Source organism: Lacipirellulaceae bacterium (assembly GCA_040218535.1).
Taxonomy (GTDB): Bacteria; Planctomycetota; Planctomycetia; order Pirellulales; family Lacipirellulaceae; genus Adhaeretor.
In genome coordinates, this window is the sequence record JAVJRG010000012.1 from 1,003,020 (window position 1) to 1,026,976 (window position 23,957).

The window sequence follows — 23,957 nt, forward strand, 5'->3', positions numbered from 1 at the left end:
TCTGGCGGCAGGTCGTGTCGCAATCACCCACCGAAGCGGCGAGCATCTCGCCTGAGCATCCGTACGCGCAAGGAGCCGCTCAGCTCAACCGTCTGGTGCGCGAAGGCCGCTCATTCAGCGGTAAGGAGCGCAACTGCGCTTATTTGAATACCCGTGGCGAGCGGTTCGCCAATGTTTCGACGGTCAGCGGACTCGATTTCCCCGACGATGGACGTGCCATTGCCGCGGGCGACTGGGATTTCGATGGGGATGTTGACTTTTGGGTAGCCAACCGCACGGGTCCTCAGCTTCGCTGGATGAGGAACGACTTACCGACCGAACACCACTTCGTTGCCCTACGTCTCATTGGCAAGCAGTCCAATCGTGACGGCATTGGCGCGACGGTGCGCCTCTACCTTCCAGGCAATAAGGTTCCGCTGACGAAGAGCTTGCGCGCCGGAGAGGGCTACTTGGCCCAGGGTTCGAAGTGGCTGCACTTCGGATTGGGAGATCAGCAGAAGGTAGAAACGCTAGAGATTCAGTGGCCATCGGGAGCCGTCGATCGAGTCGAAGGACTCAATGCTGATGGGTTCTATAAGCTTGTAGAGGGCCAGGAGAAGGCAATTGCATGGGAGCCTCCGCGTTTTGATGTTGTAGACGCGCCCAAATCAAGAGAGGGACTTCCTTCGGAAAGCTCGAGTACCCAAGTCCTGTTGAGTCTTAGCGCCCCGCTGCCACCGTTGCGGTATGATTCCCCAAACGGTGAAAGCTTGGACGCCTCGCAGACGCAGGACCGGCCACGGTTAGTGAATCTCTGGGCGACTTGGTGCCAACCTTGTTTGGTGGAACTCAAAGAATGGTCGAAGTACGAGTCTGAGTTTGAAGCGGCAGGCCTGGATATTTTGGCCCTTTCGGTGGACGCGATTGCTCAAGACCAATCGAAAAGCCAGGCCGCCCCCGCCCGAGTTCTAGAAAGACTTGGTTTTCCTTATGAATCGGGCACCGCGACGACCGAGTTATTGGACATCTTGCAGTTGGTTAACAACGCAATCTTTCGTGACGACCATCGCCGTCTGCCAGTTCCAACTAGCTTATTGATTGATGGCGAAGGCAATCTGGCTGCCGTCTACAAGGGCGGCGTCGATGTGGACCGTCTCCTTGCGGACGTGAGAATGCTCTCCATAAGCTCCAATGAGCGAGAGCGTGCCACCCTGCCCTTTGCTGGTCGTTGGATGGGCCTTCCCGGGCCGTACCGCATGGCTCAATTAGTGGATCAGATGTGGGAGAAGGAATTCGAGGACGAGGCTGTCCAACTTGCGAGTCGGATGCCCATCTCCAGGTCTGACGACCAACGGGCAACCGATGAGAAACTGAAGGTTCTCAGGTTACTTAGCCGTCGCTTCCAAGCGAAAGGGCAAACTGAAGCGGCGAGCAAACTGCTTCGCTCGGCACTCGAAATCCGCCAAACTGACGGCCAATCGGCTCTGCAGCTAGGAACCTTAGCCGCAGAGCAAGGAGAGATTCAGCAAGCGATTCGCTACTTTGAAATCGCGGTTGAGCAAATCGATCCACCCCAGGTTGCGGCTCATCTGAATCTGGCGATGGCTTACCGTAAAGTAAAGCAGCCAGAGAAGGCAGAGGAGCAATACCGCCAGTCACTTCTTATCGACTCCAAATCAGCGAGCGCTCACTCAGGTTTAGGTTTACTACTAGCGGAGCAAGCGAAGTTCTCCGAAGCGGCCCAGAGTTTCGCGAAGGCCGTAGAAGCGGAGCCTGCGAACACGCAGCATCGAATGAATCTGGCAACGGCCTACCTTCAACTTAGACAACCAGAAGCGGCACTGGAGGCATTCGACGAGTTGCTTGAGATTCAGCCAGAATCACTCCAAGCCCAATCCTACGCGGCGGAAGCATTGGCTAGCTTAGGCAAATTGGAAGAGGCAGTTGCGCGACTAGAAAAAATTGTGGCGTTGGAACCTAAGGCGACCCAGGTTTGGTATCGAATGGGTCAACTGGCGATGCAAGGTGGCAAGATGGCCGATGCCGTTGAGTTTCTGGAACGCACTCACGAGCTCGCTCCTAAGGATCCAACGATTGCTGGCAACCTTGCTTGGATTCTGGCGACCGCACCGGACGACTCAGTAAGGAATGGCAAGCGTGCTGTCGAACTGGCCTCGATGGCAGTTGAAGCTACCGGCCGTCAGTCGGCTCAACTGCTCGACGCCCTAGCCACAGCCCATGCCGAAGCGGCTGAGTTCGAAGCCGCCCAGCGATTGGCAAATGAAGCTCTTCAACGAGTGGGCAAAGACCCCGCCCAGCGCGGGCTGGCCGACGCGATTCGAGAGCGGCTTGAGCGATTCAAGCGTGGTGAGCCTTTTCGACTTGAGCTGCCGGAAGCTCCTGAGGCTTCGGCGAAATAGGGCCAGCTATCGGCACAAGGCACAAATGCTCTAAACCTAGTCAGGCATTTGATTTGCGACTTCATGGTCTGTGTCGGCTCAGCAGGTCTCCCATGCACGAAAGCGATAGAAGTCGTACTCAGGCGGGATCGTCTTATCAAGCTTTCAGCCCAAGTTTTTCGCTGTTTTTTGTATGCAATGTTTGAGTTTGGTAAGGAATACCGCTAGAATCGCGACAGTCAGAAGGCGTTCAGGTGGTAGGTTTTCCGCAGCTCATCATTTGAGGCGGAAACATTAGGTTCGTAACTGGCCACCTCATCGACCCGACGCCAAGTTTCTCGTCATCGCTTCCAACTCAGGAGGACACTCAGGGAATACTCTCTTCATTGTGAGTTCTTCGCAATGAATCATTTTGGCCAATACACTCTTCAGATTCTTTTCAATGGGAGGTTGAGAAAAATGAGTTTCCATTACACCCGTCGTATCTCTTTTGCTGCGGCGACGTTTGCGTTGGGGCTATTTGTTAGCTCGTCTTCGCAAGCTGTTGTCTTTCAAGCTGATCCAGGAGCCGGTCCTGGACAGGCATTGTATGGGGAATTTGGTTCCGACGTAGGCAACACAGGTACCTACGACAACTATCGCAAAGGTGGCGTTTCGACACCTCCTGGTTTGCCAGTTGCTGCCGATGACGGCAACAATCTTACCGCCACTTGGACCAACGCCACGCACGGTGGTCCCAACCCTTGTTGTGGCAACCCTGGCATGTTCTTTGGTCAGACCGCTTCGTCAAGCTCCTATGACGACTCGCAGCTTTTCTTGCGTAGCAACACTGAAGCGGGCAACGCCAACAATGGCGACAGCACTGGACGTCGCCAGTTTGATGTCCGTTTCGGATTCACTGAGGACCCATCAGCATGGCAAGCAGGTAAGGGCGCCAACACTGGTGAGTGGGATCTCTGGACTGCTGATCACGGCAGCGACACGATTTACTTACAGGCTCAAGTAGGAGCAACCGACACACCGGCGCTACTAGCCCCCGCTTCCACATGGCAAAACAATGCAACGCCTGATACCAACCAGTTTGTTTACATCAATCAGTCTTTGATGGGTCAATCGGGTAACACTCCAGCAAGTTCACTTAGAGACGAGCGAGATCGCGACCGTTTCTTTAAGGTGAATAGCACTACCTGGACCGAGAATCCTGAAGTTCTCGACAACGCCGACTCGACCAATTACGTCCTCACGGGCGTAGGCCCTGCTAATGCAACTTTTGATACGAACGTTGCCTATGATGGTGATGTGGCAATCAACTGGGGCATGGAACTCAACGATCCAGGCGCGACTCCTGGAACGCAAGAGGCTCGAGAAGTGAAATTCACGATTAACTTCGGCGATATTCAATTCTCCCAAGTCTTTGATCCAGGAGATGCCGGTAATGCGGTCACTCCGAATCCCACTTTTGATGGTGGTAATACTTTCCAAGATGGATTCTTCGATTGGCAGAACTCCTATCCGGTGTTCTTTGTCGCTCCGAATGGTGGAGCCACCGGTGCTACGATGATCATGGGCTTCACCAACGAAGCAACGACGCCTGGCGATGCCAATGGCGATGGCAACATCGACGGTGCTGACTTCCTGCAGTACCAGCGGGACGGTGACGCGGGCGGAATTGCCGATTGGGTAGGAAACTATGGCAATTCCTTAGCTTCTGTGGGTGCCGTGCCGGAGCCAACCAGTTGCGTCTTGTTCGCTCTGGGTGCTCTAAGCCTTGCAGCACGCCGCCGCAAATAGGCTTTCGATTATTGAACCGAAGCCGCAGGCTACCAAGGTAGCCTGCGGCGAAGTTCAATCAGTATTGCAGTGGTTCGTAATGAACTAGAACTCTGCGCGTCAAACGACTTCCGGGGCAGGAGCCTCGTCTCTATGGCGGGGCTGTGCGGTCGTCTAGGTGACATGCAGGGTTCTTTTTTTTGCTCACACATTTTTGCTATCGAGATATATTCCATGCGTTTTGTCAAAGAAATCCGACTTTGGTTGCTTGCAAGCTTGTCGCTGGTGTTTGCTCTCTGTCCAAATCTTTCCCAGGCCAATCTTCCAATCGCTGACCCGATTAGCGGCGACATCGGCACAACTTCTTGGTCGGTTGCTCTAGAAGATGTGATCACCATTCCCAACAGTTCAGGCAATAATCGCCCTCGATTGGAATTTATGACTGGTGGTGGAGCTGCTGGCCTAGCCTATGTGATCGATCAGCGAGGCAAGATCTATAGCTTCGATCCTACGGCCAGTAACCCAAGTTCTTCTCTTTTCTTTGACGTCTCAACAGCCGTGCCTAACTTTAGAGATGGTGGGCAAATGGGGGTGCGTGGCTTGGCGTTCCATCCCGATTTCAATAACCAGGGCACCGACGGGTACCGCAAGTTCTATACATCACACAGTCGTTTTTTTGGTACTGGTATTGTCGGTAATCCAACCACTTTTGCTGACCCTGGATTCAACAATCACTACTCTGTGCTCGGTGAGTGGACAACCAATGCAAATGGAACCGTGAACACCGGCTCTTACCGTGAACTCATGCGTGTCGCTCAACCGATGGGTGATCACAACATCGGTCAGATTGGCTTTAACCCTAACGCCACCAACTCCAGCCATGCTGACTATGGAAATCTCTACATCACCATGGGGGACGGCGGAAGCAATGCCTTTCCGCAGACTGCAACGGACGTAAACAACCATGGTCAGGGCCTTGATGAAGTGTTCGGATCCATTCTGAGGATCGACCCGTTGGCGTCTGGCGGTAGTCCCTATTCCGTCGTGACCGACAATGCGCTGAATGTAAACACCAGCATTACCAATCCACGCAACTTGGTTTGGGCCTACGGGCTACGGAATCCTCATCGCTTCAGTTTCGATACCGGTGGCGAGCAGGGGATGTATATCTCGGATATCGGGCAGGGGAACATCGAGGAGGTCAACTTAGGAGCCAACGGTGCGAATTTCGGCTGGGGAGTTCGCGAGGGAACATTCGTTGACACGAAGGACCCATTCATTAACAACATCAACCAACTTGATACTCTGCCTGCCAATCATACGACGGACGCCTTCACCTATCCGGTTGCCCAATACGATCACCAAAACCAAGCGGTAGGAACCAGCAACCCTGCACAACCAGGCAATGGGGCGATTGCCGGTGGCGAAGTTTACCGCGGTTCCGCTGTTCCACAGTTGAAGGGCATGTTCATCTTCGGCGACTTCGCGAATAATTCGGCCCGCTCTTTGCTGTTGACGTTGATGAACTTGTTCAGCGTGAGGACTTCACAGACCTGAGCAATCTCGACGGTGGGAACTTGGCCCCTTACGAGGAGCTGCGACTGACCTTTGGCGGCGTCGAGAAAACGATGCTTCAAGCCATTCGCGACGCTAGCGGAAACCAGGGGCTGGGTCGCACAGATATTCGGCTGAACATCGGCCCGGACGGCGAGTTCTACGTGTTGAACAAACGCGACGGGCGCATCCGCCGGCTTGTCTCCGTGACTGGGGTGCTGGACGGGGACACCGACCGCGGTGGTGAAGTCAACGGTGGCGACTTCTTGACCTGGCAGCAAGGCAACGGCGCGAGTGACGCCTGGAGCGACGGCAACTTCAATGGGGACGATGTGATCGACGGGGCCGACTTGACAATCTGGGGCAATAACTACGGAAGCACTTCAGCAGTAGCTAGTTCGTCTCAGGTGCCCGAACCGTCAACGGTTGCGCTGCTTGTCAGTGCATTGCTGATAGCTTTCTGCGCTCGACCCGGGAAATCGTAAGCTGAACGAGTGTCTAAGTTCGTCGACGGCTTGCAACTGTAAGACAGAGTGCTCCTAGCATTATCACGGCAGTGGCTGGCTCAGGGATAGGCGTGCCTATGAATCGTCGGATAGTGCCGTCCTTCTTGCTGCTGATGTAGATTTCGCCGTTTTCGTCGATTCCGAATCGCATATCGGTGCGATTCTGCCCAAAGTTCCCACTCTTCTGCCGCACAAGTTGCAAGAACGAGACGGGCTGTCCGTTGCCGTCCACCAGCTGAAGCCGCTGGATAGGTGCTAGGAATTCGTCGTGGAACGTGGCGAGATTTGTGAGATCGTCCCGAAGTTGAAGTTGATCAACATCAACAACATAGATGTCTTGAAAGGCCGTAGATGATCCAAAATTACCAAAAACATACTTCCCACGAAGCTCGGAAACTTGTGTGCCCCGATACACGAAACCGCCAGCGATTGCCGCATTGTCTTGGCCGCTGTTGTTGAAGTCGTGATCGTACTGCACGACCGGATACGTGTAGGGGTCGCTCGGATGATTCGCCGGCAACACATCGGCGGCAATCGGGTTGCCCGGGAGTTTGCCTGTCATGTCGAAGGTGCCTTCACGGACGGCCCAACCATAGTTGGCTCCCGGCACGCCGATATTTACTTCTTCGATGTTGCTTTGGCCAATGTCGGCGATCAACATCTCGCCGTTCCCGCCTGTATCCCAGCTGAATTGGTGAGGGTTTCTCAGGCCGTATGCCCAGATCTCAGGGTTGATTCCCGCCTCTCCAACGAAGGGATTATCCGCTGGCACCGTGTAAGCTCCCGCCCTAGTCGGCAACGGGTTGATTCTCAGTATCGAGCCCAAGAAGTTAGTAGTATTTTGGCCGTTGGGATTGAGCGTCGTATCGCCTCGATCGGTGCGGTAGTTCCCGCCATCGCCAAACGAGATATAGAGATTACCATAGTCAGCATCGGTAGGCGAAAGATTGGGATTGAAACCCAGCTTCCCGATATTGTGATCTCCTCGTGGCTGCGACTGCGTGAGCAGATCTCGCTTACTACCGGCTTCGACGCCAGTTCCGCCTGTGTTCAAGGTCCATTCGCTCACCACTGATCGATGGCTTTCTGTTCCGTTGGTTGCAGTAATCTCGTGAGCGGTATACATCTTGCGATACCCTGGAGCATTCGGGCTTCCAAAGGCGTTTGGGTGGAAGGCGAAGCCTCGCAAACCCGACTGTTGATTTCCGTTGGCGAAGTTCGGAATGTTCGCACCAAAGTCAAAAAACAGCGTGGGGTTGGCATCACCTGGAGTAAACGTGTAAACCCTTCCCCGCTGATCTGCTGTGATCATGCGGCCAGAACCATCCTCTAAGGGCGACGTTTGCTCGACACGGGCGAAACGATTACTGCCCCCTGCACTGTCAGGCAATTGAATTACTTCCTCAAGTTGCAGGGTGAAAGTGGTCGCTGGAATAGTCCCCGAGATAGGATTTGCAGGTGTCAGTGTCTGAGCGGTTGCCATACTGCAACCAAGCACCAAAGTCAGAAAAACGATCGCTCCGAAAAATCGCGTCTCGATGAAGTGATGGCATTGTTTCGCTACTTGAGTTGAAAGCATAGGTGGTTCTCTGAGTTGAAGAGTTCGGGATTTACAGAAGAGGTTATGTGAGAAGGGTTAAGCGAGTCGTTTCATCATCGAACGACGGCTCCTGGATGAGAGAAACAGCCCGGCGGTGAGGATCAGTGTGATTGACGCGGGCTCTGGAATCGCACCAAACGTGTAAGTACGAGACCAAGCGATCGTATTGCCTGGGTCGAGCGAGAGCAGAACAAATTGTTCAGGAGAAAACTGAATCCCGCTGTTGTCGTTCCAAGTGGAGATTACTAAAGGACTTGCCTCGGCACCCGGGATCGAGTCTGGAAGCTCAGCCGAGGCGATGTATTGCTCGTTAAGGTTCGTCTGTCGCACGGTGAACTCGTACGGTGAGTCCCCGAGGTTATCAACAGGAATCGTCGGTTTCCGCCCTCGCGGATTGTTCACGTAGACAAGTTTGTTGCCTTGCTGGGTAAGAGCCCCAGATAAGTTGCCTTGGGCTGTGAACGACCAAGGGACCTCAATCTCGGAACTGGTGCTGGGTTGCTCGCCACCGATGGCTGTGAAATTGTGCAGGTATTGCGCTGTTTGAAATGACTTCGATCCGTTGTTCGTTAGCTCGTAGTCAAAGAGAAGTCGGTTGCCGTGAACTCGCATTTTGGTTTCGAGCTCGTAACGGTATCCGGTATCTGACTCTCGCGGCAGAGACTGAGTAAAAGTGGCGCGGTCTGTTTCCCAGCTGACATGCGTTTCTGCCCCAACAAACGCATAAGCGTTGCTTTGGTGGTAGTTTCCGCTGACGGTCTTGCGGAGGATGCCAACTCCGATCTTGATGAACTCTTGTTCGACTCCACCATTGGCGATTTCGTCGAAGCCTGGGGGCCTCACATCGAAATCTCCCAAATCAAATTCCATCGGTGAGCCGGCGGGATAACGATTGGGATCACTGTTCCAGGGAGGAGCAGTCGGATTCGTTGGAGCGTAGAAGTAATCAACATCATTCACGTTGGCCTGAATCACCCACGCCATCGGCGAGAATCGGACGAAGCGGTCTTGGCGATCCGGGGCAACAGGGTCCATCACCTCCACGCTGAGCGTACTGCTACGAAGCACGTGGGTATTGCCAAACACAGGGGTAAAAGAATAGGCCACCCGAGAGGGGAAAGTGGCTAGGATCAGAATGGCTAGTGCTAGGAGATTTCGAATGAAGCCATGCATACGTTTTTCGCTTAACTGATAACTGGAATAATGGAGAGAGAAAAGTACATCAACCTTGTTAAGGCTGGACGCGAGATAATCGCCCGATGAAGAGGGCGACGTTGGCCAGAAAGAAGAACCTGTTATCGCATTAAGCGATTTAGGTAAGGGCCGTTCTCTTTGAAGAAATCAGTAGATCAGTACCGTACGCGAGGAGACACTCTTTTTGCGTCTATTTGACGCTAGGTGTTCATCAACATAATGTCCTCTGAAGCCTAAGCAACCAATAAAAATCCAGAAAACCAAGAGTCAAAGGTTCGAGAACCATTTGCATACGCTTGCAGCGGAACCTGACACTGAGAGATTGGAATAGATGCCGAGTCCCTAATGTATTATCGGGTAACGATTTACGGCGCAACTTTCGTGCTCTCTGCAGTCTCTAAGGGAAGCCTTCGCTGCTGTTGGGGAGCGGCAGCGAACACTTTGCTGTACTTTCGCCAATTCCAGCACGAAAGCGTTATCAGGAATCACTAGCGATCCTAAACAGGACGGGCACGCGAATCTTCATCGCTTGCCCTTTGATCGCTTCAACGATAAGAAGCAATTGGAACACCGAGGCCGCTTTTCCGAATGTCAATTCGACACTCAACTCTCATCTTTTTGATCGGAGGGCGTCATGCGTTGCTTTTCTGGCATTGCTGCACCTTCTTAGTGCAGCGTGAGTCGTTGACAGCATTTCATGTTTCTATGGCGTAGTGTTCCGACAGCTCGGAGCCATGCTTTCCGCATTATGCGCTCAACTCAAGAGAGGAGGCAGGGATGATGCCTACCCATCAACAAACAACGAAGTGGTGGTGGAGATTCCTAGCGACTCATAATCCCTTTTACGTGATAAGTGCGTTGCTGACACTCTACGGTCTGCACATTTCCTTTCGCGACAACATCGATCCCACTCAAGGTTGGCTGCAACTGCAATTATTCATCGGCTACATGTCGTTGCTTGCTCTCACCGGCATACTTGTCGTGCGATTCGGCCAAGTTTGGGAAGATGCACGAACACTATTCTTATTGTTGCTGCTTTTGATGGTTGCTCTCTCGGTCAGCTTCGACCGAGTTTGCCTCGATGACGAGTACCTCGGTCTTCGATTCCTTTCGGTTGGGCTCGCAGCGAGTGTGGCACTGTGCGAAGTGTTGCTGAGAGTCGTCAAGGTAAGTCTGCCGTGGCGATATCGAGCCGTGTTGTACCTCCAGCTTGCAATTCTTTTCAGTTATCCGGCGTGGCTAGGGCACCTTTCGTTGACGGATCAGTTGACTCCCTTGGCTTGGTGGACGATGGCATTTCCTACCGTGGTAGCTGGAAGCCTTGTCTTGTTGATTCCGGCGGCTCTGAGTGGTGCAACCAAAGTCAAGGAGAACGGAACGCCATGGAGCTGGCCACTATACCCTTGGACCCTCTTCGTGATCTTGGGGATCGGCTTGGCGATCCGCTCCGTATCCCTAACGTTCTCCTTCGATCCAACGAAAGGCTTCACCAGCGGGTTCCAGGCGTATTTCCTAGTGCCGATGTTGCTTGCTGTGATGTTACTGCTTGCTGTCAGTACCGTTCGTCGTGGCGATGGTAGATCGTGGTGGCGATTCGTCGTGGCTCCCTTGGTTTTGATAGCTTTAGCACTGCCAGGAGCTCCTCAGTCTGTTTCGCAGGCAAGGTACTTGGAGCTGTTGCAAGAGGCTCTTGGGTCGCCCGTGCAAATAACGGCAACGCTGTTGCTCGCCTACTTTGTCTTCTTGCTAGTTCTCGGCTTGCGGAATGCGGAATGGGGAATCTTGGCGAGTCTCGCCGTGTTCTCGGTCGTTGACCGTCAGACGCTCGGCCTAAATATGCTAGCAGAGATTCAACTTGCGCCGGCGACGCTTGCGCTCTTGCTGCTTGCCATCAGTGCCGTAGCCAGACGTAGCACAGCAAGGCTTGCACTGGCGACAGTTGGTTTGGTAGGAGCTGCTACCTACGCCCTGTCGGAAACCGAGTTTGTCGCCGATCAATACTATGTCCCCATCCACCTAACAACGATTTCCCTCGCATTGGTGGGATTCATTTACGACGACCCTCTTGGCCAGTGGATCCGACGAAATATTTCCATGTTCCTAGGCTCGGTCACTGTCCTAAGTATTTTGGCATATCGTTTTCTATTTCCCTCTCACCTCATTGCTTGGCATGCATTGGTTGCATTGCTCTTTTCTGGAGTCATTGTCATCGCTTGGAAAAAGAACCACAGTTTGCGAGATTTTCTTTTGCTCGTACTCTGCGTTAGCATCTCGGGATGCCATTTGGCGGAATACTACTTTGGTTCGCACACCATCTTGGGCTACCTGCCGGGAAGAAGTTGGATCCTTTGGGGAACCGGATTCCTGATGCTGGGCCTCCTCGTAAGCTTTGCGAAAGGAGGGCAGATTCGGCGCTGGTATCGAGCGATTCAACAGTGGCATTTGGCGATCGAGCAACCACCGAACGGGCCGTAGCTGCGTAGGAGAGGCAGCTAGCCGGCGCTCGTTGCAAACGCTAGCTTTGCCACTATGGCACGAGGAAGACCGAGCCGGTTACGAACATCGACTCGTAAACGAGCCCTCGTGTGCTGACTTCGGGGATAAATCGAGTCCGCGGGGTGCAGTTCCCTGGGCGCCAGTGCCCGAGAGTGTAGTCGCAGGACAGTGGCGGGTGGGCCCCGATCTTGTAAGGCAACAGAGGAATACTCCCGAAGAAGTGTGCAGCTGAGAGCACCGACTGGACACAGTTGCCGTGAACGTAATGTCCATGACGTTCCAGCATCGGCTGTTCAAAGTACAGCGGCTGATGATGGAATTGCGGAGCCGCCCACAGCATGACGTTACCGTTGCAGTAGCGGCGACAGCCGGTGCCCAGTTGCGGGCCGTTGTCTAGTGAACCGCGAGCGGCAAGGGCACGATCTTTGGGCAACCTTCCGGAGTAGGGACCTTCGATGATCGAATCGTTGCTCTTGCTGCGTGTCTGCGGTCTTAAGTCGACATCGATGTCGTTCATGAGAGTCGCATCTACCGACTGCATGAAAGCATGCGGACAGTTGAGCGAACAAGAGGTCTGTTGAATGGAGCCGCCTTCATCACTCTCATTGCCAGTTGGCCGGCCAAGGGACTCTGCTGGTGCCGCAAGTACCAGTTCTTCACCCTCGATGAGTGTGGAGGGGGCAAACGACAGTTCGACTTCACCGATGGATGTGTCTGTTTGGGTTTCTTCCTGGGCCTCATCGATTGCGTTGTATGGAGTAGAGTTCTCTTGAATAGGTGTCGGTTGAAATGTTCCGACAAAACGATTGGCCGTCTCGTCCATCGACACTGCCAACTCGCTGATGTCAATCGACGGTGTTTCCGATTCGCCTGCTTCGGGGTCTGCGAGAGAGTGGGCACTTGTTTCAGACGCGATTTGCCGCTCTGCAGGTTGCGCCCCATCCATCTGGTCGACCTTTTTGCCGGAATTGAACCATTCAGCCAAATCATACTCTTTGGGAGGCACAGAAGTCACTTTGTCAGGTGCGGAAACCGGTGTCGGAGAATTCGCCACGAACGGATTGATCACGGCAGTCAAAGGTTCCGCAATCGAAATCGTCGACGAAGGTGGGGAGCCCCCATTTTGCAAGTATGAATTCTCAACCACGAGAGCTGAAGTTGATCCAGCCGGCTTCTCAGTCCCTTCAGGAATCCTCAGGTCGATGCCAATGTCTGCGCTGCGATTATCACCCACTAGGACTGTGCTCGAAGCGACTTCCGGCAGAAACTTGAGCTTCGTGCTTGTTCGGAACGGGTTCTCTACCAGTGGAGCCTCTGGCGTTTTTAACTTGATTGAAGAACGCTGGTTTAATGGGGCTTTGTTCACCCAACCTGCCGAACTTGTTTGCGTTCTTGCCTGAGTTGCTACCGGCGCATTCACAAGAAGAATGCTATTTTGAGAAGCAGAACTTGCTTTGACGAATTCGGCTTCACCCGCTGCAACCACCTGACAGCATGAAAACGCTGTTCCAAGTGTAAGCAGCGCTGCGTAGGCAATTCGTTTTTCACACCTAGATTTAGTGAGTGCTATTTCTAACAACTGTCGTGATTTCGAGCCAAGCAATTTCATCGATGAACCGTTTCGAAAAGAAGAGCGCAGGCGTCTCGGAGCTGCAGATACCGATCTCTCCTGGTGGCAAGAGGCAGCGATCGTTGCGATTAATCGGGCAGTGCTGAGCTTCAATCGTTACATCGGCAGTTAGAACCTAACTTGTGCAACGATGACGGTGCAGAAAAGAGATCGACAGCTAGCAGTGCTGTCAGTCGGTCGAGGCTTTCTAGCTCCCTCGGTACGTCGAGTATCCAAATGGCGACAGCAATAGGGGCACGTGATAGTGCGCTTCTCCCTCCGTGACCTCGAAGGTGATGTCGACGAACGGATAGAAGGCGGCCGTCGAACTTTTCGCGAGATACTCAGCCACTTCGAAACGAATCCGGTAGGTTCCCGGATTCATATCGCCCTCAGGCAGCAAGTCGGTGACACGACCATCGGAGTTCGTCTCGCCTCGGCCAATTTCAGTTTCTCCCGAATAGAGAATCACCGAGATGCCAGCAGCTGGCTTTCCGAGAGCCGTATCGAGTATATGGGTAGTGATTGGGCTCATGATGTTTTCTTGATCAGAGGTTCATTTTTTGTAGTCTTAGTTGGGTGATCTTCTTCTGCTCACCGCTGGCGATGGCAAGTTCGGTGTCAGGGTCATTCTGGAGGCGGTCTTCCAGCATAGCCAGCATCTCCGCCGCTGACTTGCCCGTTGCACACACAATGAAAATGTAACCAAATCGTTTTTCGTATTCCTCATTCGCTTGCGCAAACCTCAGGAGTGTGTCCTCTTCCACTCCCGCCATTCCTGCTTGTTCGCCTGAAGACCATTGGCGGTTTCCGGCGAACTTCATTTTCAAGGACTCCAGATCGCCGATCTTCGGGTGGCAGGCGAACGCTTCGAGCCAAGCCTCTCGAGGCATTGCTGCGAAGCCTTGCTCGACGGCTGTTTGAAGTTTTGATTCGTTTTCAAAGGGTCGCGCGGCAGCGACTTCCTGACACCACCACTTTGAGCTGCAGCATTGCCGGAGTAAGCCCTGCGCTTCTTCGGATGAAACGCTGTTGAGGTTTGCAAGAACTTGTTCGTTCACAGTGCTCGCCCCTTTCCTTGACTGGCTAGCTGGCCACGTAAGTAGGTTCGCAGGACGGCACCACTTAGCGTTCGATCTTCATAAGGCGTGATTGGATGACGGTGCTTCAGTTCTGCACCACATACTTTGAATTCCTTGTTCGGATCGAACACGACAAGATCAGCTTCATTTCCTTCGGCGATTCCGTTTTCTAATCCTACAAGAGCCGCTGGTTTTCGACTAAGCCAGTTGACGACGGTTGTCAGATCATGTCCTCGCTTGCTCGTCTCCGTCCAAGTGATGGGCAAAGTAAGTTGTAACGAGCTGATGCCGCCCCAAGCCAGGTCGAAGCGTCCTTCTTCTAGCTTCTTCATCTCCGGCGGACAGGGTGAATGATCCGAGGCGATGAAATCAATCACGCCCGCAGCTAGCCCTTCCCAGAGCGCTTCACGGTTCGCGGCATCTCGAATTGGTGGGGCACATTTGTATTGGGTAGCCCCGTCGGGAATCTCTTCGGCAGCAAAGGTGAGATAATGCGGGCACGTTTCGACCGTCAGAGGCAGGCCTTCGTTGCGTGCTTCTTCGAGCATCGGCAAACACTCTGCGTCCGCAAGATGAACGATATGCGTGCGACAGCCGGTTTCTCGACAGAGGCGGATCATCAGTTCAATCGCGTCGCGCTCGAACTTGCGAGGTCGGGTCGCCAAGTAGTTGGCGTAGTGAGTCGGGTTGGCCATCGGAGAGACGTCACTGACGATTTCTGCATGAACGAGTAGCGGAATGTCGTGTTCTGCCAAGAGCGGCATCACGGCTCGCAGTTCTTTCTCGGTTGCCGCTGGGAAATCGTCGATTCCGCTGTGACAGAGAAATGCTTTCACCCCGAGTACGTCGGCTTCAACCAAACCTTCGATCTCACTTTCGTTGCCAGGAACCAGCCCGCCGTGAAAGCCGACGTCGACTGCCAGCTTGCCCCCAGCGGCAGCCCGCTTTGCCTGCAAAGCCTCCGCGTTGGTTGTGACCGGCGTGCTATTGAGCGGCATGTCCACTAGCGTCGTCACGCCACCGGCAGCAGCAGCGGCGGTTCCTGTGAGAAAACCTTCCCAATCGGTCCTGCCGGGTTCGTTTAGATGAACGTGCGGGTCAACGAGCCCCGGCAAGATGGCCAGGTTTCCCAGGTCTTCCGTGGGGTCGTCGGTTGGCGGTGCGTCGTAGTCAGCGATTTCGTGAATCAAGCCATTTCGTACCACGAGCGAGGCAGGCCGTTCGCCCTCAGGCGTCACCACGCGGCGGCTGCGGAGGGAAAAGTCGGAAGAGTTCTTTGAATGATCGGCTGTCACGGCGAGCGGTTTCCATTATCTTGGTCGATACCATCAAGTTATCAGGAAATTTCCCCAAAGAAACAATCCCGAGAGACGGTTGAGCCCGAATATGGCTGTCAAGTTGAAGAGTCAAACCTACGGAAAACACAGTGTTCGCGTCAGCAAGGTACGTCGTCCTCGCCAAGCGGCACCCAACGAAGAGCTTCATGAATTCGTTGAGGCTTCTGTGAACATCGAACTCGAAGGCGACTTTGAAGCGGCATATACTGAGGCCGATAATCGCTCAGTCATAGCGACCGACACCTGTAAGAATACCGTCTACGCGATTGCGAAAAATCATCCGCTCGACTCACTGGAGTCGTTCGGAGTGGCAATCGGAGAGCACTTTCTGGAGACTTATCCACAAGTCAGCCGTTGTCGCATCAGTCTATCCGGTCGAATTTGGCAGCGGTTGCTTGATTCGCCACACTGTTTCTCCGGGTGCGACAACCTCAAACCGACAGCGGAAGTTGTGTTGCGGCGAGATGCTCAGCCGACGGTGAGTGCTGGATTCGAGCATCTCATGATCGCAAAAACTACTGAGAGTGGGTTTACCGATTTTCAAGAAGGCGGATTCCGAACGCTTGCCGATACGGAGGATCGCATCCTGGCGAGCGAAGTTTCTGCTTCGTGGCGCTACGCTGGATCCTCACTCGACTACACTGAATGCCGCGGGAAAGTCCTCGCTGCGCTGTTGAACCGCTTCACGGATCATTACAGCCGTAGCGTGCAGGAAACGCTCTACAAAATGGCAGAAGCCGCGTTGGACGTCTGTGGTGAAGCGACAGAGATTACTCTCACGATGCCGAATAAGCATCATCTGTTGGTCGATCTTTCTCCGTTTGATTTAGAGAATGAGAACGAGGTGTTCTGCGTGACGGACGAACCTTTCGGGTACATCTCGGCGACAATCGAACGAGGGTAGAGAGTAAAGCCGCCATGCATGTCATTCCGACGGGAGGCTAGCCGACCGAGGAATCCGGCATGCACAAGAGTTCGGACTCGATTCCTCGGTCGCTGGAAGCTCGGTCGGAATGACACAAAGAGCAAGTCAGCTAGCCAACTCAGCCATTGTCAAAGCCAAAGTTTCCACCCCCGCTTTGATCTGCTCCGGCGAGCTGTATTCGTCACCACGGTGGGACACACCGCCTCGACAAGGAATGAAAATCATTCCCATCGGCGCGATACGAGCCATGAACAGCGAGTCGTGATAGGCACGGCTAATCATTTTTTGGTACTCATACCCCAGTGATTCAGTCGCCTTCACCGCAGCCTGCACAACCGGCCCGCCAGCTTCAGCGGGCGGGTCGGCATTTAAGATCGTACTATTCACCGAAACCCCGCGTCGCTCCGCGATTTCCGCAACGGACCGATCGATCGCACGAAGCACCGCATCACGATTCGCCCCATCAATGTCCCGCAGATCGAGCGTGAACCGAATTCGACTGGGGATCGAATTGATCGCTCCTGGATGCACATCCAGGCAACCGACCGTTGCCACGATATGAGGGCTTTCATTCGTTAGTGCTTGCGATTCAATCTCTTGAACCAACTCGGCTGCTGCGGCCAAAGCATCGCGGCGTTTCGGCATCAGAACGGCCCCCGCGTGTCCTCCTTCGCCAGTGACGATGAACTCGGCTGTAGCGGGGGCCGCAATCGCGGTCACAACACCGATGGGCAGATTGGCGGCTTCCAGCTCGGGACCTTGCTCGATGTGTAGTTCGACGAATGCGCTGTAGTAGTCATCGGAAAGTCTGACGCTCTGAAGCTTGCCCGAGAAACCGGCTCGCTGGCGCACGACATCGTAATTGTCGCCTTGCTCGTCAGTGAGCGAACACAAGTCGGCAGGCGTCATGGCCCCACTCATCATGCGGCTTCCTGTGCAGCCGACGCCGAAGCGGGTCGGCTCTTCGGAAGTGAACATCACCACTTCCAGTGAACGTCGCGGCTGGAAGCCAGCACGCTGCAGGCTGCGAATCGCTTCTAACCCGCCAAGCACGCCAACAGTTCCGTCATACATGCCTGCGTGGGGAATGGCATCGGTATGCGAGCCGGTTCCCACCGCAGGCAGGTCGGGCTCGGAACCTTCCCAGCGAGCATACGTGTTACCAATGGCATCAACGCGAACGGTCAGCCCTGCCGCCTCGTAGAGCGATTTCAGATATTCTCGCGCACGAAGGTCAGTTTCGGTGAAAACAACACGAGTGACGGTTGGCGGTGGTTCCGGACAATCGCTAATCGCCGCTAGCGACTCGAGTTCGCCAACGAGCTTTTCGATATCGACTTCGACAGACGGAGCGCTCACGCCAGCTCACCCTGACTCGCAATCAGCGGATCGCGATGGATGTCCTTGTAGTAAACGTACTGGGCAGGCTCTTTGCCCATCGCGACGAACCATTGCGGACAGTACGAAGCCATCCAGATCGAATCCCCTTTTGCCACGGGATACCAAGAATCGCCCAAACGGTACACGCCTTGCCCGGCACACATGTAGAGTCCGTGCTCCATGATGTGAGTTTCGACGAAGGGCAAGGCTGCTCCCGGCTGGTAGGTAAACACGTTGACCGCCATGTCAAAATTTGGCTCGATAGGCAATAGCGTGGCGAGCATCGCATCCGGGTCCCCCATGAAAGGTTCCGTCGGTGCGTCGCTCAGGCGACCGACGATTCGCTTGGGAGTATCAAGGCCTGCGAGTGATTCGTAGGGTTTTTCAAAGACCAGGAGTTGGGAATCTTCTTCAGAAATGAGTTCGTAGGTCTCCTCTGGCGGAAGCCAAGCGAATTCTTCGGGGCCAAGCGCAGAACCGTCCAATGAGGCTTTTCCAGAGAGAACATAGATCAATCGTTGCACGCCGGGGGCTGCTCCGGAAGACTTGCCTTTGCCATTGATCAGATACTGTGTGAACCTCGGTCCTCCAGCACCGGTGCCCATGACGGGGCTGATGAGTACCACACCCTCGGCCTCTTCCCATCCGAAGATCGGTGAAGTGACATGACCGTCAGGAGCAATCAAAGCGTGATTCAGTTCAACTCGTGTGCGTGTTTCGCCGAAGACTTGATTCATTTCGTAATGCTCGGTGGTCACAGAACGCCACGGAGAGCGTTCCCTACAGTTGGTTACTCAGCGCAACGGGCAAGGCGTTTGACGAAGTGGCTCAAGACATCCAAGGCGACCGCCACATCGTCACGCTCGACGCGTTCATCAGGATGATGACTAATGCCTCCAGGATGCCGTAAGAACAGCATAGCAATCGGAAAGCACTTTGCCATCATCACGGCATCGTGACCGGCTCCGCTGGGCAACTCGGTAACGGCATATCCCGTCTCGGCTACCGCTTTGCCTAGCAGGTCACTCAATTGCGAATCCATTGCAACAGCAGCTTCAGGCGTGTGTTCAAGGACTTCGAACTCGACCCCATCAGCGCTGGCAATACGCTCTCCAAGGGTCAACAACTCGGTGACGGTCTGTTCGCGCACTTCGTCTTCCGCGTGACGAACGTCAAGCGATAGCTCCACTCGGCCTGGAATGACATTGGGTGCGTTGGGCATGACCTTCAGGCGGCCAACCGTCGCTCTCAGACCTTCGACTCGCGTGCCAAGTTCTCGGACGGCGCGGATGAACTCAGCACTACTCACCAGAGCGTCGTGCCTGCCTTGCATGGGGGTCGTCCCGGCGTGGCCCATCTGTCCGGTGAACGCCAACCGGAGTCGGCTTTGTCCAGCGATAGCGGTTACCAGTCCTACCGGTGAGCCACACGACTCTAACAGGGGGCCCTGTTCCAGATGCGGTTCGATGAACCCGATCACCTCTTCAGTGCTGTAAGCCGCGTCACCTAAACAATCGGGTGCGAGGCCAAACTCAACAATCGCCTCGCGTAGCGTGGTTCCCTCAGCATCAACACGCTCCAGCCACTCAGTCTCAAAGCGTCCGGCTACCGCGCTACTGCCAAGGTACGGCTTGCTGAACCGCACCCCCTCTTCTTCGCTGAATCCAATGATGTCGAGATGGAAGGGGAGATTCACACCTTCGAGCGCTTCAATCAATGCTAAGCCGAGCAGCACGCCCAACACGCCGTCGTAGCGACCACCCCCGGGCACTGAATCGAGATGCGATCCGAGCAGCAAAGTCCTTGGAGACTCGCCAGCAGTGATTGATTGGCCCTCAAGACGCCCGATGAGGTTCCCCGCATTATCGATGCGCGTCGACAGACCAGCGGACCGCATCCAAGCGGCGAGTCGATCATGCACATCATGCATGGGCTTAGAGAGAAATCGTCGTGTGATCTGGCCCGGCTCTTCCGAACAGTGCCCAAGTTCATCGCACCGCGCCATGACAAGATCGGCTAAGGCAACGGTCTGCGGGCTCATGGGTGGTTCTCAGAGTTTCAGTGCAGGGAATAGATACCCGGCAGTGATTCCCCTCTGCCAAAGTTTTCATTCTTCTAGGATATGGTTATAGTGGTGAATGTAGAGGATTTCGTGTCCTCTACCAGGGCCTGCGGATGGTATCCGGGAGCTGAGGCGGTCATTGCAAAGAAACTATTGTGCTTGAAGCCTGAAGGCGTTCGGCCCTAACAGTTGGATTTACCACTGTCATGCGAGACCATCTCGTTTTTTTCATCAATGGCACGCGACACGAAGTTCGTGGTCAGGCTGCGGCTTTAACGCTTTCGGATTACCTTCGCGACGATCTGCGGCTAACCGGTACGAAAATCGTTTGCGCCGAGGGTGACTGCGGCGCTTGCTCAGTTCTTGTGGGCTCGCCGGACGAATCGCATGAGCGGTTTGACTACCAGTCGATTGATGCTTGCATTGCCTTCATCTACCAGATGGACCGCAAGCACATTGTTACCGCTGAAGGTTTGCAGCGTGATGACCAACTGACGGAAGTTCAATCGGCCATGGTTGATTGCCACGGCAGCCAGTGCGGATTCTGCACGCCGGGGTTCGTCGTGACGATGCATGGCCTCTGCGAAGAACAACGCAATGTGACTGGACAACTCACCGAAGATGAGCTTCGGCTTGGTCTCTCGGGCAACCTCTGCCGTTGTACGGGGTACTCACAAATCATCAACGCGGGACAGGCCTTTGATCCCTCCACGGTAGAGAGTATTGCTGATCGTTACGACACGGCATCAATGCTGTCAGAATTCAAGTCGCTGGGGGCGGAGATAGTCCACGTTAATCCGCCGACGTCGGTCGAAGCCAACGGTCATGCAATCCGACAGGCTCCTCCTGAAATCTACTTGCCAACAACGCTTGAGGAGCTTCTCACTCGCCGCGCGGATCGACCTGAGGCAACGCTCGTGAGCGGCGCGACGGACTTGGGCGTGCAGCACAACCATGGCAAGATTTCGCCTCGCGATATTCTGTTTACCAAGAGCGTCGCCGAGCTGAACCAGTTGGAAGTCATCGACGGCAACCTCGTGATCGGTGCTGCGGTGACTTGGGCGGAGATTGAAGCCTTCTCACGGGAAGAACTCCCCGAGTACTACGACATCATCACGCGCTTTGGCAGCCCGCAGATTCGCCACGCGGGCACGCTGGTCGGCAATTTGGCCAATGCTTCGCCGATTGCTGACTCGATACCGTTCCACTATGTCGCCGAGTCAACGCTCCGTTTGGCGAGCGTTCGTGGCGAACGGGAAGTTCCAATCCAGCAATTCTACTTAGGTTACAAACAGCTCGATCTTCAGCCAGACGAAGTGATTGTGAGCGTCAGTACCCCTTTGCCAAAGGAAACGATACGGCTGAAGCTTTACAAAATCTCAAAACGTCGTGACATGGACATCAGCACGGTCACCTTGGCATTTTGGTTGGAGATGGACGGCGATACGGTCCGCGAAGCCTGCCTTGCAACGGGTGGCGTTGGTCCGACAGTCGTCCGATTGCCGCTGGCCGAAGAACTCATCGAAGGAAAGCCGCTGGACCTTGAGGCGATGCGTTCGGCAGGACGAAAAGCACGGGAAGAAATCTCGCCGATCTCCGACGTGCGTGGGAGTGCGGACTATCGATTGCAACTGGTCGAGAACCTGTTCGCGAAATGCTACTACGATCTTTCGCCTTCGACTCGTGTGGAGGTTGCCTAGGATGCCATCCGTCGGAAAAGCTCTGCCGCACGATTCTGCTACTGGTCACGTTACTGGTGGGGCTCGTTACATTGACGATTTGCCGCGGCTAGCTGGAGAGTTGTGCATTGAGCTGGTTGGCGCCCCTGTGTCAGCAGGCAAGCTCGGTAGCATCGATTTCGCGAAGGCACGCGAGCTTCCCGGCGTCGTTTGTATTCTGACGCATGAAGACCTTAAGGTACCAAACCACTTTGGACCGATTTTTCCTGATGAGCCCTTCTTAGTTGATGACGAGATCGCTTACTTGGGCCAGCCCGTAGCGATTGTCGCTGCGGAGAATCCGCGGGCTGCCAAACAAGCCCGAGATGCTGTCGAGATCGAATGTCAAGCGACGACTCCCATTCTCACGATTGAGCAAGCTCGCGATGCGGATTCTCTCATCGGTCCCGAATTGAAGATCGCAACCGTCAGTCAAGAAGAGATTGAGGATACATTCGAATCAGCACCACATACCCTCAGCGGCCAATTTCACTCTCAAGGGCAAGAGCAGTTCTACTTCGAGACCCAAGCTGCTATCGCTCAGCCGGGCGAAGCCGAGGATGTGAAAGTCATTTCCTCGACGCAGAACCCCACCGAGACGCAAGCGGTGGTTGCCGAGGCGCTTGGGCTGAAGTTCCACCAAGTGGTCTGCGAGTGCATTCGCATGGGAGGCGGCTTCGGAGGTAAGGAGACGCAGTCCGCGCTCACGGCTGTCGCCGTTGCTTTGGTCGCTCAGCAAACAGGTCGCCCAGCCCGGCTTGTCCTAGAACGCAGTGTCGATATGCAGATCACTGGTAAAAGGCACGAGTACCTCTCCGATTATCGCGTTGCTTTCAACAAGCAGGGTCGACTGCTGGCTGCGGAGTTTCAGTTCTACTCGAATGGGGGAGCGTTTGCCGATCTTTCAACGGCCGTGCTGGAGCGAACGATGCTTCACGCGGAAAACGCTTATCACATTCCGCAGATGCGCGTGACCGGCCAAGTTTGCCGAACGAACCTACCGCCGAACACCGCCTTCCGTGGCTTTGGCGGACCGCAGGGAATCGCAGTGATTGAAAGTTGCCTGCAAGATATCGCTCGTGTCGTCGAACGCGATGCCTTGGAAGTGCGAAGAGAAAATCTCTATCGCGACGGGGACCCCGAGCGAAGTGTGACCCATTACGGTCAGATTGTTCGGGACCATGTTCTGGAGGAAACGTTTGACCAACTCGCCGCAAGTTCCGATTATCAACGGCGGCTTGACGCGGTGAACAAATTTAACGAGACGAGTCCGACGCATCTGAAGGGAATCGCCATTTCAGCGGTAAAGTTTGGCATCTCGTTCACGTCGAAGTTTCTCAATCAGGCGAATGCCCTGGTCAACGTCTACACCGACGGTACCGTTCAAGTCTCCACTGGCGGCACGGAGATGGGGCAAGGCTTGAACACCAAGATTCGCCAAGTTGTCGCCGATGAGTTTGGCTTGCCACCAGACGACGTACGACTGATGGTGACCTCGACCGAGAAAAACAACAACACGTCGCCCACTGCTGCCAGCGCGGGAACGGATCTCAATGGTGCCGCGGCAGTAGATGCTTGTCAGAAGATCAAGGCGAACATGGTGGCGTTTGCCGCGGAGTTGCTGGCAAATGTCGAGCTGGGTTACTCGCCTTCGCCAGCACACATTCGCATTGATGGCGGCTATGTTTTCGATACGCGTAATCCCGATCCGACTTGTCGGATCGCATTCCCTGACTTCTGCGCACGTGCCCGTCGCGAGCGTGTCGATCTCGGTGCCCGTGGCTTCTACGCAACGCCTGGTGTGGATTACAACCGTGAGACAGGCCGTGGCAACCCGTTCTTCTATTACACCACGGGGGCAGCAATCGCTGAGGTCACGATTGACCGCTTCACGGGCGAACTCGTTTTTGACCGGGCCGATCTGCTGATGGATGTCGGCAAGATGATTAATCCAGGCATTGATCGCGGACAAGTGATCGGCGGCTTCATTCAAGGCGTCGGCTGGGTGACTAACGAAGACCTGCGTTACGAGGAAGACGGACGGCTACTTTCCACCGGCCCGACCACCTATAAAATCCCCAACGTGACTGACCTGCCTCGTGAGTTCAACGTGAACTTCATTGAAAACGCGAAACACACGAAGAACATTCGTCGCAGCAAGGCAGTAGGTGAACCGCCGTTGATGCTTGGTGTCTGTGTTTGGATGGCAGCGAAGCACGCCCTCTCATTTCTTAGTAATGAGGAGCCGGTGAAGCTCTCAATTCCTGCAACGGGTGAAGAACTTCTCATGCGCATGACGGAGATGACTTCCTCGGTTGCTCAAGAGCCCTCTCCTGCGTGAGTGCC

Annotated in this window: 18 protein-coding genes; 9 read left to right on the forward strand and 9 right to left on the reverse strand. The window is 54.5% G+C overall.

All coding sequences use genetic code 11. From position 1 onward, the window contains the following. The first annotated feature begins 14 nt into the window (after positions 1 to 14). The 4 genes from RIB44_18095 to RIB44_18110 all read left to right on the forward strand — a co-directional run bounded on the left by RIB44_18095 (position 15) and on the right by RIB44_18110 (position 6,187). Positions 15 to 2,399, forward strand: coding sequence for a tetratricopeptide repeat protein (locus RIB44_18095; GenBank protein ID MEQ8618487.1), 2,385 nt, complete (start codon positions 15 to 17; stop codon positions 2,397 to 2,399). Between the two features lie 438 nt (positions 2,400 to 2,837). Next, positions 2,838 to 4,169 carry a PEP-CTERM sorting domain-containing protein gene (locus RIB44_18100; GenBank protein ID MEQ8618488.1) on the forward strand — a complete coding sequence of 444 codons (1,332 nt, stop codon included), beginning with the start codon at positions 2,838 to 2,840 and terminating at the stop codon, positions 4,167 to 4,169. A 213-nt stretch (positions 4,170 to 4,382) separates the two neighbouring features. After that, positions 4,383 to 5,705: a PQQ-dependent sugar dehydrogenase gene (locus RIB44_18105; GenBank protein MEQ8618489.1), complete on the forward strand. Its 1,323-nt coding sequence runs from the start codon at positions 4,383 to 4,385 to the stop codon at positions 5,703 to 5,705. A 20-nt stretch (positions 5,706 to 5,725) separates the two neighbouring features. Continuing rightward, positions 5,726 to 6,187, forward strand: coding sequence for a PEP-CTERM sorting domain-containing protein (locus tag RIB44_18110; protein ID MEQ8618490.1), 462 nt, complete (start codon positions 5,726 to 5,728; stop codon positions 6,185 to 6,187). Positions 6,188 to 6,200: 13 nt separating this feature from the next. Here RIB44_18110 and RIB44_18115 read toward each other — a convergent pair whose 3' ends face one another. Both RIB44_18115 and RIB44_18120 read right to left on the reverse strand, forming a co-directional pair. Next, on the reverse strand, positions 6,201 to 7,787 hold the full coding sequence (locus RIB44_18115) for a PQQ-dependent sugar dehydrogenase (protein ID MEQ8618491.1): 1,587 nt from the start codon (positions 7,785 to 7,787) through the stop codon (positions 6,201 to 6,203). A gap of 57 nt (positions 7,788 to 7,844) precedes the next feature. Next, entirely contained in the window at positions 7,845 to 8,981 is a 1,137-nt protein-coding gene (locus tag RIB44_18120) for a hypothetical protein (GenBank protein MEQ8618492.1), read from the reverse strand. 801 nt (positions 8,982 to 9,782) lie between these two features. On the opposite strand from RIB44_18120, the gene RIB44_18125 reads away from it, so the two are divergent. Further along, positions 9,783 to 11,477 (forward strand): hypothetical protein, encoded by a 1,695-nt coding sequence (locus RIB44_18125; protein MEQ8618493.1) that lies wholly within the window; start codon positions 9,783 to 9,785, stop codon positions 11,475 to 11,477. 52 nt (positions 11,478 to 11,529) lie between these two features. Here the strand turns inward: RIB44_18125 and RIB44_18130 are convergent, their stop codons facing one another. Next, positions 11,530 to 12,864 (reverse strand): hypothetical protein, encoded by a 1,335-nt coding sequence (locus tag RIB44_18130; protein MEQ8618494.1) that lies wholly within the window; start codon positions 12,862 to 12,864, stop codon positions 11,530 to 11,532. A 193-nt stretch (positions 12,865 to 13,057) separates the two neighbouring features. Here RIB44_18130 and RIB44_18135 point away from each other — a divergent pair, with 193 nt between their 5' ends. Beyond that, entirely contained in the window at positions 13,058 to 13,240 is a 183-nt protein-coding gene (locus RIB44_18135; GenBank protein MEQ8618495.1) for a hypothetical protein, read from the forward strand. A gap of 75 nt (positions 13,241 to 13,315) precedes the next feature. Here RIB44_18135 and uraH read toward each other — a convergent pair whose 3' ends face one another. The 3 genes from uraH to allB are packed head-to-tail and all read right to left on the reverse strand — an operon-like array spanning position 13,316 to position 15,484. Beyond that, positions 13,316 to 13,642, reverse strand: a complete 327-nt coding sequence (gene uraH, locus RIB44_18140) for a hydroxyisourate hydrolase (GenBank protein MEQ8618496.1) — start codon at positions 13,640 to 13,642, stop codon at positions 13,316 to 13,318. Positions 13,643 to 13,655: 13 nt separating this feature from the next. Next, entirely contained in the window at positions 13,656 to 14,168 is a 513-nt protein-coding gene (uraD, locus tag RIB44_18145; protein ID MEQ8618497.1) for a 2-oxo-4-hydroxy-4-carboxy-5-ureidoimidazoline decarboxylase, read from the reverse strand. Continuing rightward, on the reverse strand, positions 14,165 to 15,484 hold the full coding sequence (allB, locus tag RIB44_18150) for an allantoinase AllB (protein ID MEQ8618498.1): 1,320 nt from the start codon (positions 15,482 to 15,484) through the stop codon (positions 14,165 to 14,167). The genes uraD and allB overlap by 4 nt, the downstream gene beginning before the upstream one ends. A 91-nt stretch (positions 15,485 to 15,575) precedes the next feature. On the opposite strand from allB, the gene pucL reads away from it, so the two are divergent. Beyond that, positions 15,576 to 16,430 carry a urate oxidase gene (gene pucL, locus RIB44_18155; protein ID MEQ8618499.1) on the forward strand — a complete coding sequence of 285 codons (855 nt, stop codon included), beginning with the start codon at positions 15,576 to 15,578 and terminating at the stop codon, positions 16,428 to 16,430. 126 nt (positions 16,431 to 16,556) lie between these two features. Here the strand turns inward: pucL and RIB44_18160 are convergent, their stop codons facing one another. From RIB44_18160 to RIB44_18170, 3 genes are read right to left on the reverse strand one after another with little or no spacing between them, the layout of a single operon-like run. Next, positions 16,557 to 17,810, reverse strand: coding sequence for a M20 family metallo-hydrolase (locus tag RIB44_18160; protein ID MEQ8618500.1), 1,254 nt, complete (start codon positions 17,808 to 17,810; stop codon positions 16,557 to 16,559). Then, the gene (allE, locus tag RIB44_18165) at positions 17,807 to 18,568 is read right to left on the reverse strand and encodes a (S)-ureidoglycine aminohydrolase (protein MEQ8618501.1); all 762 of its coding nucleotides are present in this window, start codon (positions 18,566 to 18,568) and stop codon (positions 17,807 to 17,809) included. Before allE ends, RIB44_18160 begins: the two co-directional genes overlap by 4 nt. A 53-nt stretch (positions 18,569 to 18,621) precedes the next feature. After that, on the reverse strand, positions 18,622 to 19,872 hold the full coding sequence (locus tag RIB44_18170) for an allantoate amidohydrolase (protein ID MEQ8618502.1): 1,251 nt from the start codon (positions 19,870 to 19,872) through the stop codon (positions 18,622 to 18,624). 227 nt (positions 19,873 to 20,099) lie between these two features. Here RIB44_18170 and RIB44_18175 point away from each other — a divergent pair, with 227 nt between their 5' ends. Further along, the gene (locus RIB44_18175) at positions 20,100 to 21,593 is read left to right on the forward strand and encodes an FAD binding domain-containing protein (GenBank protein MEQ8618503.1); all 1,494 of its coding nucleotides are present in this window, start codon (positions 20,100 to 20,102) and stop codon (positions 21,591 to 21,593) included. Between the two features lies 1 nt (position 21,594). Next, positions 21,595 to 23,952: a xanthine dehydrogenase molybdopterin binding subunit gene (xdhB, locus tag RIB44_18180; GenBank protein MEQ8618504.1), complete on the forward strand. Its 2,358-nt coding sequence runs from the start codon at positions 21,595 to 21,597 to the stop codon at positions 23,950 to 23,952. Positions 23,953 to 23,957 lie beyond the last annotated feature (5 nt).